This is a genomic window from Paenibacillus thiaminolyticus (assembly GCF_003591545.1).
GTDB classification, from domain to species: Bacteria; Bacillota; Bacilli; order Paenibacillales; family Paenibacillaceae; genus Paenibacillus_B; species Paenibacillus_B thiaminolyticus_A.
Genome location: NZ_QYZD01000001.1, coordinates 515,350 through 530,055 on the forward strand (window position 1 = coordinate 515,350; position 14,706 = coordinate 530,055).

At 54.4% G+C, this 14,706-nt stretch carries 18 protein-coding genes; 16 read left to right on the forward strand and 2 right to left on the reverse strand.

Annotated features, from left to right (window positions below):
* Window positions 1–174 precede the first annotated feature (174 nt).
* The 9 genes from DQX05_RS02480 to DQX05_RS02525 all read left to right on the forward strand — a co-directional run bounded on the left by DQX05_RS02480 (window position 175) and on the right by DQX05_RS02525 (window position 7,455).
* Entirely contained in the window at window positions 175–639 is a 465-nt protein-coding gene (locus DQX05_RS02480) for a V4R domain-containing protein (protein ID WP_119790556.1), read from the forward strand.
* 58 nt (window positions 640–697) lie between these two features.
* Complete coding sequence (locus tag DQX05_RS02485; RefSeq protein WP_119790557.1) at window positions 698–1,039, forward strand: cupin domain-containing protein; 342 nt, start codon at window positions 698–700, stop codon at window positions 1,037–1,039.
* 134 nt (window positions 1,040–1,173) lie between these two features.
* Window positions 1,174–1,764 (forward strand): RNA polymerase sigma factor, encoded by a 591-nt coding sequence (locus DQX05_RS02490; protein WP_119790559.1) that lies wholly within the window; start codon window positions 1,174–1,176, stop codon window positions 1,762–1,764.
* A 191-nt stretch (window positions 1,765–1,955) separates the two neighbouring features.
* Window positions 1,956–2,279 carry a hypothetical protein gene (locus tag DQX05_RS02500; RefSeq protein ID WP_119790561.1) on the forward strand — a complete coding sequence of 108 codons (324 nt, stop codon included), beginning with the start codon at window positions 1,956–1,958 and terminating at the stop codon, window positions 2,277–2,279.
* Between the two features lie 194 nt (window positions 2,280–2,473).
* Window positions 2,474–3,475, forward strand: coding sequence for a UV DNA damage repair endonuclease UvsE (gene uvsE, locus DQX05_RS02505; RefSeq protein WP_119790563.1), 1,002 nt, complete (start codon window positions 2,474–2,476; stop codon window positions 3,473–3,475).
* Between the two features lie 118 nt (window positions 3,476–3,593).
* Window positions 3,594–4,364, forward strand: coding sequence for an enoyl-ACP reductase FabI (gene fabI / locus DQX05_RS02510; protein ID WP_006679868.1), 771 nt, complete (start codon window positions 3,594–3,596; stop codon window positions 4,362–4,364).
* 223 nt (window positions 4,365–4,587) lie between these two features.
* Window positions 4,588–5,445 (forward strand): inositol monophosphatase family protein, encoded by an 858-nt coding sequence (locus tag DQX05_RS02515; RefSeq protein WP_119790768.1) that lies wholly within the window; start codon window positions 4,588–4,590, stop codon window positions 5,443–5,445.
* A gap of 162 nt (window positions 5,446–5,607) precedes the next feature.
* Window positions 5,608–5,862, forward strand: coding sequence for a hypothetical protein (locus DQX05_RS02520; protein WP_087443378.1), 255 nt, complete (start codon window positions 5,608–5,610; stop codon window positions 5,860–5,862).
* 174 nt (window positions 5,863–6,036) lie between these two features.
* The gene (locus tag DQX05_RS02525) at window positions 6,037–7,455 is read left to right on the forward strand and encodes a sulfatase family protein (RefSeq protein WP_119790565.1); all 1,419 of its coding nucleotides are present in this window, start codon (window positions 6,037–6,039) and stop codon (window positions 7,453–7,455) included.
* 1,072 nt (window positions 7,456–8,527) lie between these two features.
* Here the strand turns inward: DQX05_RS02525 and DQX05_RS02530 are convergent.
* Window positions 8,528–9,883 (reverse strand): C39 family peptidase, encoded by a 1,356-nt coding sequence (locus DQX05_RS02530; RefSeq protein ID WP_119790567.1) that lies wholly within the window; start codon window positions 9,881–9,883, stop codon window positions 8,528–8,530.
* A gap of 185 nt (window positions 9,884–10,068) precedes the next feature.
* On the opposite strand from DQX05_RS02530, the gene DQX05_RS32795 reads away from it, so the two are divergent.
* The 7 genes from DQX05_RS32795 (at window position 10,069) to DQX05_RS02565 (ending at window position 13,220) form a co-directional block, all read left to right on the forward strand.
* On the forward strand, window positions 10,069–10,230 hold the full coding sequence (locus DQX05_RS32795) for an RNA polymerase sigma factor (protein ID WP_310735637.1): 162 nt from the start codon (window positions 10,069–10,071) through the stop codon (window positions 10,228–10,230).
* Window positions 10,182–10,385, forward strand: a complete 204-nt coding sequence (locus tag DQX05_RS31615; RefSeq protein ID WP_259391741.1) for a hypothetical protein — start codon at window positions 10,182–10,184, stop codon at window positions 10,383–10,385. The genes DQX05_RS32795 and DQX05_RS31615 overlap by 49 nt, the downstream gene beginning before the upstream one ends.
* Before the next feature lie 280 nt (window positions 10,386–10,665).
* Complete coding sequence (locus tag DQX05_RS02545; RefSeq protein WP_147385147.1) at window positions 10,666–11,289, forward strand: hypothetical protein; 624 nt, start codon at window positions 10,666–10,668, stop codon at window positions 11,287–11,289.
* 380 nt (window positions 11,290–11,669) lie between these two features.
* The gene (locus DQX05_RS02550) at window positions 11,670–11,897 is read left to right on the forward strand and encodes a hypothetical protein (protein ID WP_119790572.1); all 228 of its coding nucleotides are present in this window, start codon (window positions 11,670–11,672) and stop codon (window positions 11,895–11,897) included.
* On the forward strand, window positions 11,888–12,109 hold the full coding sequence (locus DQX05_RS02555) for a hypothetical protein (RefSeq protein WP_119790574.1): 222 nt from the start codon (window positions 11,888–11,890) through the stop codon (window positions 12,107–12,109). Before DQX05_RS02550 ends, DQX05_RS02555 begins: the two co-directional genes overlap by 10 nt.
* Window positions 12,106–12,402 carry a hypothetical protein gene (locus DQX05_RS02560; RefSeq protein WP_119790575.1) on the forward strand — a complete coding sequence of 99 codons (297 nt, stop codon included), beginning with the start codon at window positions 12,106–12,108 and terminating at the stop codon, window positions 12,400–12,402. Before DQX05_RS02555 ends, DQX05_RS02560 begins: the two co-directional genes overlap by 4 nt.
* A gap of 104 nt (window positions 12,403–12,506) precedes the next feature.
* On the forward strand, window positions 12,507–13,220 hold the full coding sequence (locus DQX05_RS02565) for an ABC transporter substrate-binding protein (protein WP_182914588.1): 714 nt from the start codon (window positions 12,507–12,509) through the stop codon (window positions 13,218–13,220).
* 324 nt (window positions 13,221–13,544) lie between these two features.
* Here DQX05_RS02565 and trpB read toward each other — a convergent pair whose 3' ends face one another.
* Window positions 13,545–14,687, reverse strand: a complete 1,143-nt coding sequence (gene trpB, locus DQX05_RS02570) for a tryptophan synthase subunit beta (protein ID WP_397334791.1) — start codon at window positions 14,685–14,687, stop codon at window positions 13,545–13,547.
* Between the last annotated feature and the right edge of the window lie 19 nt (window positions 14,688–14,706).

Here is a 14,706-nt window from a genome sequence, read left to right on the forward strand (position 1 = left end):
ATTCTATCCCTGCTTGCCAGCAAAAAAGAGGATTGAAATCAAATTTTCTGAAAAAAATAGTTCGATAAAGATGGTGATTTTTCCGGTATGTGACTGTAATCACAAGCTAAAAAAACCAGTCCAATATACTAGAAATACATTCACATCCACCAGTTATGAATAGGCGGTGCAGCTATGAATAAAGCAAGTGTTGTCCAGGAGTTTACCTTTGACGATATGGCCAAAATTTCACGAACAAAATTGGGGCACGCTGTTCCGATCGAGCTATACAGAGCCATTCGTCTAATCGGAATGTATCAGGGGCTTCCTATGAGAGGGAAAGGAACTACCGTGACGATAGGTCGAAAAATCGGCGAAAGCTTGCCCGTTCATTCGTTGGAAGAGCTGTTCACTATGTTTCGCGACTTAAAAATCGGAGATCCGCAAATCGTTCTTGAAGAAGAGCACAAAATGCACGTTGCCGTGAAGGACTGTTTTTGCGAAGGGTTGCCGGAAATGGAAGGCCATATGATCTGTGATCTGGAAGGCGCGATTATGGAGGGGGCGCTGACCAAATTGAAAAAGAAGAGAGTTTTGGTCAAGGAAATCAAGTGTAATGTCAATGGCGACGATTGCTGCGAGTATGAAATTCGTTTTTGAGAGGAAAGCGGCTTTTTTGAACAGGGATTAAAAAAACTTCACAGGAGAGTGATAGCAGGTGCAAAAGAGTAATCTGGCTCAATTTCAGGAATATCAAGATAATAAATTTACGAAGCGCATTATTCACAAGGAAGCGGAAAATGTCATTTTCATGTTGAATTTTAGTCCCGGAGCGGAGCTGCCGACACATAATCATCCGGGCGCCAACGTATATATTCTCGTTGTTGACGGGGCGGGCACCGTTATCTGCGATGGGACGGCAACGGCCGTAGCGGCAGGGGATGTCCTTCATATCACGGGCGATGAGAGCTTCTCTTATCGCAACGGCGTCGATGGGGTGTCTAGCCTGTATGTTGTCCTGACGAAAACGCCTGACGAGCGTTACGCCCAAAATATTTGAAAAATCCCAGGACAGTAAATCCCTTTGCGGTCACGGAGCGTGATTGGCAAGGGGATTTTTATTTTTTTCATAAATTAATCCGTTGCGGCGAACGAAAGAGGAGGTCAGGCGTAATACAACATAAGGGGGGAAGGATGTGGGGGAACGCGGGATCGGTCCGCTATGACTTGGAAACGGTTTTGGAACGATACAAGCATCCTCTCTACCGCTACTGTCTTCATCTATGCGGCTCGGCTTCGGATGCGGACGATCTGTTCCAAGATGTGTGGATCCGCGCCATAAAGCATTGGGATAGTTATGATGCGAACAGGAGTCTGGAGAACTGGCTGTTCACCATCGCGACGAATCTGTACCGCGATCGCTATCGCAAGGCGAAGCGGTGGCTGGGCCGCGTGAAGCAATATTTTAACCCGGAGCTCCAGCAGCGGGAGATTGCGAATATTCCAGGGTCTCCGGATGAACCTGAAGACCTGTTGATAGCTTCGTACCGCAAGGAACTGGTGCGCCGCGCGCTAAGCAGACTCAAGGATGAGCATCGCATTCTCCTCGTGTTGTACTATTTCGAGGAGTGCACTTACCGGGAAGCGGCCGAGATATTGCGTATTCCGGAGGGGACGGTCAAATCCCGGCTCAATTCGGCGAAAAAAGCATTGAAAAAGGAACGCAGCGATTGCCCTTGCGATCGCTACAGGGGGGATGGGATGGCTCATGGGATGGATAAATGAGAAAAAGGCGGGCGGCTCCATCCTTCCGAGCTGGTTCATCCATGGATGTGCCAACTTGGCCAGTTCTATCGCTGCCATGGTGAGCATCATCTAAAGGTTTTGCCGGGGCCGCACGTGTTGCCCGGTTGCCACAACCCCTTCCAGCATGGTTCAATATATAGAGAGATTATAACGCAAAGGAGCGGGGACGGATGGGATTTCAAACTGAGTTCAATTCTGTATGCAAGTTCAAGAAGGAGCAGGAATTATATGAACTGCTGGAATATGGGCGCTGCAAAATGACCAAAGCAGGCTTTCGGATTTTTCCGACCGGCCAGATGGTCATCGCTTATTCGCCGGACAATACGGCGGTTGCCATTGTGAAGATTAGCGCCTCCATCGCCGAGATTAACTTCCAAGGCGAGGAAGTGACGGCGGTCGAGATGGAACTCGTCCGCAGACTGAACGAAGAAGAGTCCCGGGTCCAGACCGCTCTGGCCCATGAGATGTTCTTCGGCAATCCGAACCGCGCTTAGCTCTGCATGCGCGTTATGAAATAGAAGCGCTAGAAGCCGCTTGTTCCGGCCGAAGGGCTTCTATTTTAATCCGGGGTGAGAAAAGAAAAGCCAGTGGAGCGCGTGCCACGGTTCCAGTTGGGAGAAATAGGGCATTCTAGGAGTAAGAACACCTGCGCGCTACATGCGACGCAGAGGAAAAGGAGTCTGATTCCATGCTTGTCCGATTCGGGTACGTGGCCATGTCGATGGTGGTGGCGAACGCCTCGCCGTCGCGCACAATGACATATAAGCGCTTCCAGGCGCTGCCCGATCGCGAGGCGGCGCTGCGCAAGCTGGAGCGGATTGCGGCGGAGAATCTGCATAATACCCTCCGGCTGCTGAAGCATAACCGCGCGCATGATATCCGGCTGTACCGCATGTCCTCGAAGCTGATTCCGCTGGTGACCCACCAGGAGCTTGCCGATTGGGATCCGTTCCCGGCGCTGCGGGACGATTTCGCCGCTGTCGGGGATTATGCGAAGCGGCACGGCATGCGGCTGTCGTTCCATCCTGATCACTTCACCGTGCTCAGCACGACGCGGAAGGAAGTGCTGGAGAGCTCGAAGCGCGATCTCGGCTATCATCTTCGGATGCTGGAGGCGATGGGGCTCGACGCACGGGCGAAGAACAATATTCATATCGGCGGGGCTTACGGGAACAAGCGGGCGGCCGGGGAGCGGTTCGTCAGCCATGCCGGGGAACTGCCGGAAGAACTGCTGCAGCGTCTGACGCTGGAGAATGACGACAAGACCTTCACGGCGGCCGAGACGTTGGCCGTCTGTGAACGGCTCGGGCTGCCGATGGTGCTCGATATCCATCATCATGAGATCAACAATGAAGGCGAGCCGCTTGAAGAGCTGTGGCCCCGTATCGCGAGGACATGGGAGACGCCGTATGCCCAGGCCGACGCCACGCCGGACGATCCGCTCCCGCCGAAGATTCACGTCTCCAGCCCGAAGAGCGAGAAGGATATCCGCGGACATGCCGATGATGTCGATATTGCGCCGCTGCTTCATTTTCTGCGGATGGCTGCCGCCCATACGGAGCGGCTGGACGTGATGATCGAGGCGAAGCACAAGGATCAGGCCTTGTTCAAGCTGATGGACGCTCTCGCCGCTTGCGAGGGAGAAGGGGTCGCGATCGCGGATCAGGCCAGCGTCCGAATCGATCCATGATGGACAGCTACTTGAAAATGTGGCGAAAATACGATACGTTGGACACAGAACGTTTACCGCTTGATCGCGGCGATGATGCGTGATGAGGCGAGTGGGCGAGGGGAGGAAGGTTGAAGCAATGACTCAATTATTGGCAGGTAAAAATATCGTCGTCATGGGCGTCGCGAATGATCGCAGCATCGCCTGGGCGATTGCGCAATCTTTGGCCGCTCAAGGCGCAAGATTGGCATTTACATATGAGAGCGAACGGGTGGAAGGCCGCGTGCGCAAGCTGGCGGAGACGATTCCGAATTCGATCATACTGCCTTGCAACGTGACCGTCGATGAAGATATCGATGCGCTGGCAAGCCGGCTTCGGGAAGAATTCGGCACGCTGCATGGACTCGTGCACAGCATTGCCTTTGCGAAGACGGAGGAGCTGCAAGGAATGTATGTGGACACGTCACGCGCAGGCTTTGCCCTGGCGAATGACATCAGCGCCTACTCGCTCGTCGCGGTGGCACAGCGCCTGCATCCGCTGATGACGGAAGGCGGCAGCATTATGACGATGACGTATCTGGGCGCTGAGCGCGCGATGAAGAATTACAACGTCATGGGCGTGGCGAAGGCAGCGCTTGAGGCGTCGGTTCGCTATTTGGCGAACGATCTCGGACAACATAACATTCGCGTCAACGCTATCTCGGCCGGACCGATCCGTACATTGGCTGCGAAGGGCATCAGCGATTTCAACTCCATTCTCAAGGAAGTGGAAGAGAAAGCGCCGCTCCGCCGAACAACGGAAACCGCAGAGGTGGGCGATACCGCGATGTTCCTGATGAGCCATCTGTCGCGAGGCATCACGGGAGAAGTAATCTATGTAGACGGCGGTTTCCATATTATCGGAGTATAGACGATAGTTACGGGACGCTGCAGCAGGCGTCCGCCTTGCGGGATCGATCTCATTCGAGGCCGGTTCCTCAAGGCGGATTTTCTGTATCTTCCGGTGTAAAGGCAGGAACGAGACTTGCGGCGTGAAGGCGAGGCCAGTAAAATCTATGAAACTTGGCTGTTGCAGTAACGTATAATAGCTGGGGCAGTTCGTTCCATTTTTTACAGAAAGTAGCGTGATTGTTTTGAATACGAAGGAAAAAGTTCCTTACGTCGTGTCCAGCAAGAGCCACACCGCGGTGGCGGTGAATTGCGCGGCGAAGGCAGGCGAATGGATCAAGAGCAAGCTGGGGCAATTCAAGTCGCTTCATATAAAGTCATCCATGCACGACCTTGTGACGGAAGTGGATAAAGGCGCGGAGCAAATGATCCGCAAGCTGATATTGACGCATTTTCCGGACCATGCCATTCTGGGTGAAGAAGGGGTGGAGCCGGGAAGCGACGCCTCCAAGCAAGCCTGGGAGCAGGTAAAGGACGAGGAATATGTGTGGGTTATCGATCCGTTGGACGGCACGACGAACTATGTTCACGGCTTCCCGTTCTATTCCGTCTCGATCGCGCTGGCCCATCATGGCGAGGTCATCGTCGGCGTCGTATATGACCCGACGCGCGACGAGCTGTTCGTCGCGGAGAAGGGCAAAGGCGCCTACGTGCATGGCCGCCGCATGCAGGTCGCACCGGAGAAGGACTTGTCCGGCAGCCTGATTGCGAGCGGATTTCCGACTGAGTGTACCCGTGCTCTGCCGCTTAATCTGGCGGGCATTCAGGCGCTGGCGCCGCAGGTGCGCAATATCCGCACGGCGGGCTCGGCTGCGCTGCACATGGCTTATGTCGCAGCCGGAAGGATGACTGGATTCTGGGAGCTGAACCTCAATGCATGGGATTTGGCGGCAGGCAGCCTGCTCATTCGCGAATCCGGCGGTCAGATTACCGACACGCACGGTCAGCCGTATCATCTGGGCGTGCGCGATGTCGTCGCGACCAACGGCGCCATCCATGACGCCTTCATCGGAGCGTTGGAGGCGGCGGGAGCGCAAGGGTAACAACCCGGCTTCTCATTGCTAACCGGTGAACCCCGCGGCAGCGGCTGGACTTTGAACCGAGTCTCCGGCTACGGGTTGTCCGGTTGATCATCAGGAGGAGCGTGTTTTCTCGAACAAGTCCATGAATTGGGTATACTACGGTATGAAGGAGGGGGAGCGCTCATGCCCGAATCAGAAGATCGCCGGCGGGTGGAAGCCCGGCTAAGCGAATATCTGACCGAAGGAGACATGGAGACGGAGGAGCAGGAGGAAGCGGTGAGAAGACGCCTTCCGCCCCGCACCGAGATCCGGATCCAGACGGCCCTCGACCCGATTGTCGAGGAGACGAAGCAGTATCGAAGCATGGCGAAGGAAATTGATAGCCGGTACGATGAGTATTTGAAGCGAGTGAAGGAAGACAAACCGAAGGATTCGTAATTGCATGATGGGGCCCTGTGTGGTTATAACGCAGGGTTCTCCCTGTTATGCGCATGAAGGTTACCGTTAACATTCATTACATTTTATAGGAAGGACAGGCTCTCCGCCGCATCAGCGTTATATATGGATGCTCTGGGCAGGAGCCGCCTTCGCTCACCGAAGGAGTGGACAACGATGACGACCGCATCATACCGAAGACCGAACATTTTATTTGTGATGTCAGATGATCACGCTTCCCACGCGATGAGCTGTTACGGCAGCCGCATCAACGTGACACCTCAGATCGACCGGGTTGCGAATGAAGGCATCCGCTTCGACAATTGCTTTTGCACGAATTCGATCTGCTCGCCAAGCCGAGCCTCTATCCTGACGGGGACCTACAACCATCTTAACGGAGTGAAATCGATCGACGATCACTTCGATGGAAGACAGCAGACATTTCCGAAGCTGCTTCAGCAGCATGGATACCAGACCGCCATTGTCGGCAAATGGCATCTCGGACATGGAGGCCACGCCAATCCGACCGGCTTCGATTATTGGAGCGTCCTGGACGGGCAGGGCGAATATTTTAATTCCGAGTTCTTGGAGGCGGATGGCAGCCGCCGCATCGAAGGTTATGTAACCGATGTCATCGCAGACCTGTCGTTGGATTGGCTGCGGAAGCGGGACAAAGACAAGCCGTTCATGCTGATGTGCCATCATAAGGCGCCGCATCGGCCTTGGCAGCCGGATGAGCGTCACAGCCGCATGTACGAAGATGTGGAGATTCCGTATCCGGAGACATTCGATGACGATTACGCCAATCGCTCGCAAGCTGCCGTCGAAGCAAAAATGCGGATTGGGCGCGATATGGTCACAACCGATACGAAGGGAGATACGCCGGAAGGACTGACGGAGGAGCAAGTGAAGCGGTGGAAGTATCAGCGCTACATTAAGGATTATCTGCGCTGCGTCGCGTCCATTGATGACAATGTGGGGCGGCTGCTCGATTATTTGGACGAGGAAGGAATCGCGGAGGATACCATTGTCATCTACACCTCCGACCAAGGCTTCTTCCTTGGCGATCACGGCTGGTTCGACAAGCGGTTCATGTACGAGGAGTCGCTGCGCATGCCGTTCGTCGTCCGGTACCCGCGTGCGATTGCTCCGGGCAGCGTGACGGATGCGATGGCGCTGAACGTTGATTTCGCGCAGACCTTCCTGGATTATGCGCAGATCGAGGCGCCTGCGGGCATGCAGGGGCATTCTCTCCGGCCTGTATGGGAAGGGGAGACGCCTCCGGATTGGCGGACCTCGATGTATTACCGGTATTGGATGCACCTGGACGAGCATCACAACGTTTATTCGCACTATGGCATTCGAACGCATCGGTATAAGCTGATTTACTATTATGCGCAGGCTTTGGGCACGCCGGGTTCGGTCGACGAAAATCGGCCCCCGGAGTGGGAGTTGTTCGATCTCGAACAGGATCCTTGCGAAATGCGCAATGTATACGGTGAACCGGGCTATGAGACGGTGGTGAGCGAATTGAAGGCAGAGCTTCACCGGCTGCAGGCGGACGTGCTCGATACGCCAGTTGAGGAAGTGTCCTAAATCGATAGATTGCGAACGGAGTTCCGCGTTGCTGCGGGCTCCGTTTTTTTTGGTTGGCCGCAGCGTTTTTTATTTTTCGCATTTTTGGCGGGGGGAGGCAAGGTACGTAATGTATGGGGTGGCGTGTTCTTTTGGCCATTATCCCATTGGAGAAGCAAGATCTGGATTTACAAGCCTATACGAGATATTGCAGAAATGAAATGAACATATAAATGGCAGTAAGCCAAAGTAAACGAAGCCGCCGTAGTCCGGGGGGGGGGATATGAGCGAACGGGATAGCGATGAAAAAAGCAGGTGGACTATATGCACGGTCATGAGGCATTGGGATAGTGGTGTAAGAGTCGGCCAGCCATGAAGTGAGCTTATGAGTGAATGGGATAGCGTTGAAAAGAGCGCTTGGAGAATCGAACAGTTATGAGGCGGCGGGATAGTGACGAAAAGGACCGTTCGAATAGTACTTAACAGCAGAAGGCGAAGGGATTAGGGGCGGAGTTCTGGCGCGAGAGCGGTTTTGGTGGAATTGGTTTGCATTTATTCCCTTTTATGGCATGATGGAAGGAGAGCGAGCCGTTGGCCGCTGCAAGCTTACGACATGGATGGGAAGGGAGGGGGAATCGCGAGAGAGGCTTGGCCGAACGGTGCCGGGCAGATGCTCGCCGCTGGATTGAGGTTCAATCAATGGCAACAAGGGTATATCATGTAGACACAGAGTAGACAGAGACAGCCAGATTCGCTGCTTCATACCGCAGGACCATGTGCAGCCCGTAGGCAGTTGGAGCAGGCATGGATTTGACAGGGGAGGTGGATGGAATGGGTGAACTTATTATTTGGATGGTAGGATTGTTCATTTTGGTTGGCGCCGTGCTCTATGCGTTATGGTATTTCAATAGCCGGGTATCGAACCAGCAGGACGAAGAAAATGTATAGGCAGAAGAGAGGAAGGATGCGGGCCTGGGTCCAGGCTCAGCACGCATCCAACTCTGTTGACATCATATAATCGGCTTACAAAAGAAGCCCGAGGCTTTCCTGTCGACCGACAGGAAGGCTTCGGGCTTTGGCGTTGGAGCCGCAATCATTCCACAGACTCTTCGGACGGCAAATAGGTGATGGCCTGGCTCCCCATCTGCTCCCAGCCTCTCTGGAAGGCGGAACGCTCGATGCGATTGCGGCGGCCGAGCGGGTCATTGATATAGACATATTTCTCGTCATAGCCCGTCACGATGAAGGAATGCTCGAAGTAGGTAACGCGAATCGGACCGTCCGTGGTCTGCCATGTCACCCAATATTTATCCGGCACCTCATCATACATTGTCGTGTGAATGACCCAGACCGGGGTACCCTGCCCGACGATCCATAGCAGGTGCTCGACCGATGTGCCGGTCAAGTCGGCAATGCGGCCCGGCAGGTAGCGTTCGGCCAGCTCGGCAATCGGCTCATGGTAGACGCCGAGTCCCGGATTGGCGAAGGTGTACATGTCACCGACGAATCCGTTATGCGGATTGCCGAAGTGAACCTTGCCGCCTGCTTTCTTATACGGCGTCGGGTCTCTGCGGATTTCCCGGGCGAGGTCCATCTTGTCGACGTCGACATCCGCCGTCTTCAGCAGCATGGCCAGGGCGGTCACTTCACAGCCGCGCGGCAGCTCCGGCAGCTGCAGAATGAGCGGCGCCCCGTTGTAGCGGAACGACTTCGGCGCCGGCTTCTCCGGGTCCCACATGACATGCTGCCCGCGATAGGTTACCCGGCGTCCGGGCGCCTGCCGAGCGTAAGCGACGGCATCTTCCCAGCGGCGGAAGACGCGCTCGAAGCGCCCGCCGAGCTGGACGCCATAGGGCCCGAACGTATCATAGTCGATGTATTGGGACAATTCCTTCCGCCAGTCATTCCACTCTGCCTCATCTGGCGCCTCATCGCGCCTCGATAGCGCGATAAGTCCATCCCGGGCGTAAATATTGCGCCCGAGCGCCTCGCTGACCGGGCGAAGCGGCACGTACGTCAACCCGTTCTTCACATGCGGAGCCGTCTTGACCGAAGACGTGGCTCCCGCAATCTTGACCTCCGGCTTGTTCAGCCGGTAGGTAACCCGCGCATCGTCTTTGGTGAAGGTGATCGTTCCTGTGGCTTCATCATAGGCCAGCTCGGCCTCCAGCTTCGAAGCGAGGAAGCGGGCGGGAACCAGCGTCTCGCCGGACTGCTGGTATGGCGATGCCCTGTTCTCCCGCTCATCGATCGGAACGAGGTAGCGGCCGACGTAGGCGGTATTGCTGTGCAGCATGAGGACGATATCGTCCGTAGGCATGCCGAACGAGAAGGACAGCCCGCCCTCATTGAATTTGGAGGCGAACAGGAATTGTATCGGGAAGGCGCACAGCGCCAGTAATATCAGGAACAGCAGCCAGCGATTGAGCCGCCGAACGAATTGTGGCAATTTCAATATCCTCCTCAGACATACTCCCTTATGTATATCGGCAAATGGCCCGCATTTCTTTAGCGGCTCCGATTTTTCTGACGGAGACGGGGGGATCTCTACGTTCTGGCGGCTTTGTGGCGAAGAATAATTTGATAATAATGAACCTTTTCTCCCGCTAAGTTGTTAACTTAGTAGAGTAGAGCATGGGAAAGGTGGAGGGCCTGTTGACGGACAGGGAGTTTTTCGAGCGGTACAACAAGGAAGTGTACAGGACCTGCTACTATATGCTGCGCGATGCGTCAGATGCGGAGGATATATGCCAAGAGGTGTTCGTGAAGGCGTTACCTCGGGATGGCGGCAGGTAGAGCACCTCAAAACGTGGCTTATGCGCATCGCCGTCAACGGTTTTTTGGAAACGCCATGGACCTTCGACGGCAAGGAGACGGAGCTGCAGCTAATCGTGCGGGGACTGCAGGAGTATGAGACTAGGAAGTTGCCGCTGGCTCTCGATCTGGCCTAGACTGGCGTGCAGACGTTCCCGATTCAGGCTGGCGGCATTGACGCCGCAAGCATTCATATTTCGCGGGAATCAGAAGGGAAAGTGGTGCTCAAGTCCCTCTATACGTATAGGGATGAACGGATTGGGAAGACCGATCTTCCCGCGATTTTGGTGAAAAAGGACGGGAAGCTCATGAAGCCAGGCGGTATTCGGTTCGATCAGGCAGACGGCAAGTGGGCGGAACAAGAAATTTACCAATTGGACGATTCATCAGCAAGATATCACGTTCGAGCTCGCCTACATGACGCCGGGCACGAAGATAGACGGTGAATGGAATCTCGGAATGCTGCGGCTGAACAAGGAGAAGGCTTTGCATGCATCAGCGATCTGCACCCTGGACGTGCCGTTGAGGACGACGGATGGAGAGGCCGTCGTCCGCAAGCTGTTCATTCGTCCGACAGGCATTCGGGTCGAGATTGAGCATTGCAGGGCATACTCGCGGTTGCCTTATAAGCACGTCTACTTGTCTGTTGGCGGCCGGCAGCTGGAAGGGGAAGAATGGTTAACGGACAATACGGGCGAGGGATCTAATTATTTGCAGACGTATCTATTCGAGGCTCCGCCTGATCTCCGCCTGACAGCGGATTTGCCGATGGAGCTGCTGCTGCAATATGAAGTAGAGGAAATATGGGATGACAAACAACCGATCCTTCTGTCAAATATTTCGGACGAAAAGCAGACGTTGACGACGGACGTTGGAGGATATCCGGTGAAGTGGACCTACTATAAGCAGAACGGTGACCTGTATGTAGAAGCGAAAGCGCGGACGCACGATTCGGAGGATCAATCAGACGTTGATTCGCCAGGAAGATCAGCGCATCCCTGGACATATCCTATTCGATTGGATCACAGGCGCCGGGCTTAACGATAGCCTCAACAAACGGGCGGACGTCTATCCCGGCTTTGAAGAAACGGAAGTGGAAATCTATATTTTTTATGTATTTTATCAGATATCCCGAACGGGAGTTAGCATTGAAGCTTCAATAAAGGGACGTTCTTCCTTCCGCGCTGCGGCAGCGAATGCGGAGGGCTTGCCGTGGTGCTAGACCGACCAGATATTTCTGGTTGGTCTATTTTTTTGAATAATGACCGCAAATGAGTGTTCAAAAAAGTGAACCAATTTTTCGTCTGGCGGTGTTTATAACATAGAGGCTTGCGCCTAAGGGATCCCAAAGCAACGCAATGCGGCCTGGCCTTGAACAGAAGCTCGATCAAAAATGAAACGCTGGAGAGGGGAAATAGAACATGAAAAACATGACGAAAGCGGCGATTGCCGCGACGAGCTGCCTGCTGCTGTTCCATTCGATGCATATTGCCGCCGAGGCGGCGCCGGCCAACACGGCCAAGAAAGTGTCGGTACTGTCCGCAGCGAAGGCGCCTTCCGCTGCGGACAAGAAAAAGGCGGTGGAAGCGGAAAAAGCGAAGTATGCCAAAATGAAAAAAATCCGGGTGACTATTACATATTGTATGTAAGCGATAAGTCGCTTAATGGCGGCGAGCAATTTTCTAACTATCTGAATATGTACAATTTCAAAAGCTATGAAGATTACATGAAAGAAGTATCCAAGCTGAAGACTCCCGCATTGAAGCGTCCGGACGGATTGCCGGAAGGGTATAGGTTCACCAAAGCCAACATCCAGCGCCGCCGATTCTGGCCTATGGCGACAAGTATCAGAAAGAAGTGAAAACGGAGGCCAAAGACAAAGCCGCTTACTTGAAGCTCATCAAATGGACGGAAGCGGGTCAGGTCAATCTGGAATTCAAGAACGGAAAAGATGTCGTGCGGCTCCAATTTAGCCTAATGAGCGCAGAGAACGCGAAGAAGTACGGCAAGCAGAAAGGTTACCACTTTACGGCGGCCGACGAATTTGATGAAGAGACGAAGAAAAAATACCCTCAATTCGTTCAAAATACACTGAGTTGGACAGACAACCAATATCAATTTTTAACATTTCGACGAATCCGGAAAATCCATTGACGAAAGAAGAACTGATCGAGCTTGCGGAAAGCGCGGTCCAGCAGCCAGCCGGAGCGAAAGCCAAGTAAAGTTCCGCGTGGCGCTAGTAAAGGAGAATGGGAACAATGATGCGACTGTCCGCCATTGCCAAAAAAGGCCTGCTTCTGCTTGGCTCCGTTGTCTTGCTTAGCGGCTGCTTCGGGTCGAAGTCCGTCTTGGAAGAGCTTGTCGAAGAAGGCAAGGGAACGATAAAGGTTCTTTATTATAACGAAGATGATTTTTACCGGGAATACGGGAATGCGTTCAACGTCAAGTTCCCCAATATCAAGTTCGATATTGTGAGCACGAAGGAGCTTATGGCCAGAAGGATAAGCGGCGAGGATTTCGATTACCGGAGCGAGCTGGCGAAATGGGTGGACCTCCATAAGCCCGACGTGCTGCTGCTTGGCCGGGACGAGTATGAAGAGTATGCACAGGCGGGCAAGCTGTTCAACCTGGAGCCGATCATCAAGCAGGAGCAGTTCGATGTGGACGGATACATGCCCGGCTTGATTGACTCGCTGCGGGAGAAGGGGGGAGGGTCGCTCTATGGGCTGACGCCGAATTTCTTCACCAGCGTTATCTATTATAATGCCGACCTGTTCGCCGAGCATGGGATCGAGCTGCCCCGCATCGGCCTCTCCTGGGCAGATCTGTTCAGGCGGAGGCAGGCAAGGTGGAGGCGGGCAAGGTCAGAGGCAGCAAGTCGGAGGCGGGCAAGGCAGAGGCAGGCAAGGTGGGGGCGTGCAAGGCAGAGGCAGGCAAGGTGGAGACGGGCAAGTCGGAGGCAGGCAAGGTGAGGCAGGCAAGGCGGAGGAGGACACAGTAGTGGAAGATGGATGAGACAGTGCAATCCTGCGTAAACGCAGGAATTACTGATATTCGGGCTTCTTTTTGATGAAATTAGTGCAAAAGTACATCATTTCCAACGGTTTTTGCTTTTAATCTATTACATAATCTGAAATTGATGCCGTTTTGCAGGAATTTCCTGTAACGGAGTACACGTCCTAAAGGAAAACTGCATTTTTACAGTATTTTCGGCAAACTGAACTGTAAGAAGCAGGGGCGGGGCTGTCTCGCTGAACCCTAAAAAACTACCTACGGGACAGCCCCTCTCCTATCAATCAATTGCCCGATTGCAGCATCTCGAACACCTGCTGCACGTCCTTGTCTCCGCGTCCCGACAGATTGACGATGATAATCTGATCGCGGCGAAGCTGCGGCGCCAGCTTCAAGGCGTGAGCGACGGCATGGGCGCTTTCCAGCGCCGGGATGATGCCTTCCGTCTTCGACAGCACCTGGAACGCTTCTAGCACTTCCTCGTTCGTGACGGTGACATATTCGGCCCGGCCGCTGACTTTCAAATGGCTGTGCTCCGGTCCGATGCCCGGGTAGTCGAGACCGGCGGCTATCGAATACGTTGGCGCCGGGTTGCCTTCCTCGTCAAGCAGCACGAGACAGCGGAAGCCGTGAAGCACGCCCGGGACGCCGCGGCTCAAGGTGGCGGCTTGGTCGGGCTCCACGCCGATGAGGCGGACGGACGGTTCGTCCACATAATGGGCGAAGGCGCCGATCGCATTGCTGCCGCCTCCGACGCAGGCCAGCACCGCATCCGGCAAGCGGCCTTCCTTGTCCATGATCTGGCGCTTCGACTCTTCGCTGATGATCGCTTGGAAATGCTTGACCATCGACGGGAACGGATGCGGGCCTACCGCCGAGCCGAGCAGGTAGAACGTGGACTCGTAATTGTCCACGAGATCGTTCAACGCTTCGTCGACGGCGTCCTTCAAGCGGCCCTGCCCCTTCGTGACCGAGACGACTTTCGCGCCGAGCAGTTCCATGCGGAACACGTTCAGCGCCTGACGGCGAATATCCTCGGCGCCCATATAGATAATGCACTCCATATCGAACATAGCGCAGACGGTGGCCGTGGCGACGCCGTGCTGGCCCGCGCCGGTCTCGGCTATGACGCGATGGGCGCCCATGCGCTTCGCGAGCAGAATCTGTCCCATCACATTATTGATTTTATGCGATCCGGTATGGTTCAGATCTTCCCTTTTCAGATAGATCTTGGCCCCGCCAAGCTTCTCGCTCAGATGCTTCGCATACGTCAGCGGACTCTCCCGTCCAACATATTCGCGCAGATACGTTTTGAACTCATCGATGAATTCCGGGTCGTCCTTATAGCGTTCGAAGGCTTTCGCCAACCGCTCCAACACTTCTTGAAGCTGCGGCGGAACGTAGCTGCCGCCGAATTCACCGAACATGCCTGGCTGTGTTGTCTGT

Coding starts and splice junctions, on each gene's coding strand:
- DQX05_RS02480 (WP_119790556.1), top strand. CDS start 175: ATGAATAAAGCAAGTGTTGTCCAGGAGTTTACCTTTGACGATATGGCC.
- DQX05_RS02490 (WP_119790559.1), top strand. CDS start 1,174: ATGTGGGGGAACGCGGGATCGGTCCGCTATGACTTGGAAACGGTTTTG.
- DQX05_RS02500 (WP_119790561.1), top strand. CDS start 1,956: ATGGGATTTCAAACTGAGTTCAATTCTGTATGCAAGTTCAAGAAGGAG.
- uvsE (WP_119790563.1), top strand. CDS start 2,474: ATGCTTGTCCGATTCGGGTACGTGGCCATGTCGATGGTGGTGGCGAAC.
- fabI (WP_006679868.1), top strand. CDS start 3,594: ATGACTCAATTATTGGCAGGTAAAAATATCGTCGTCATGGGCGTCGCG.
- DQX05_RS02520 (WP_087443378.1), top strand. CDS start 5,608: ATGCCCGAATCAGAAGATCGCCGGCGGGTGGAAGCCCGGCTAAGCGAA.
- DQX05_RS02525 (WP_119790565.1), top strand. CDS start 6,037: ATGACGACCGCATCATACCGAAGACCGAACATTTTATTTGTGATGTCA.
- DQX05_RS32795 (WP_310735637.1), top strand. CDS start 10,069: ATGGGAAAGGTGGAGGGCCTGTTGACGGACAGGGAGTTTTTCGAGCGG.
- DQX05_RS31615 (WP_259391741.1), top strand. CDS start 10,182: ATGCCAAGAGGTGTTCGTGAAGGCGTTACCTCGGGATGGCGGCAGGTA.
- DQX05_RS02545 (WP_147385147.1), top strand. CDS start 10,666: ATGACGCCGGGCACGAAGATAGACGGTGAATGGAATCTCGGAATGCTG.
- DQX05_RS02550 (WP_119790572.1), top strand. CDS start 11,670: ATGAAAAACATGACGAAAGCGGCGATTGCCGCGACGAGCTGCCTGCTG.
- DQX05_RS02565 (WP_182914588.1), top strand. CDS start 12,507: ATGATGCGACTGTCCGCCATTGCCAAAAAAGGCCTGCTTCTGCTTGGC.
- trpB (WP_397334791.1), bottom strand. CDS start 14,687: ATGTTCGGTGAATTCGGCGGCAGCTACGTTCCGCCGCAGCTTCAAGAA.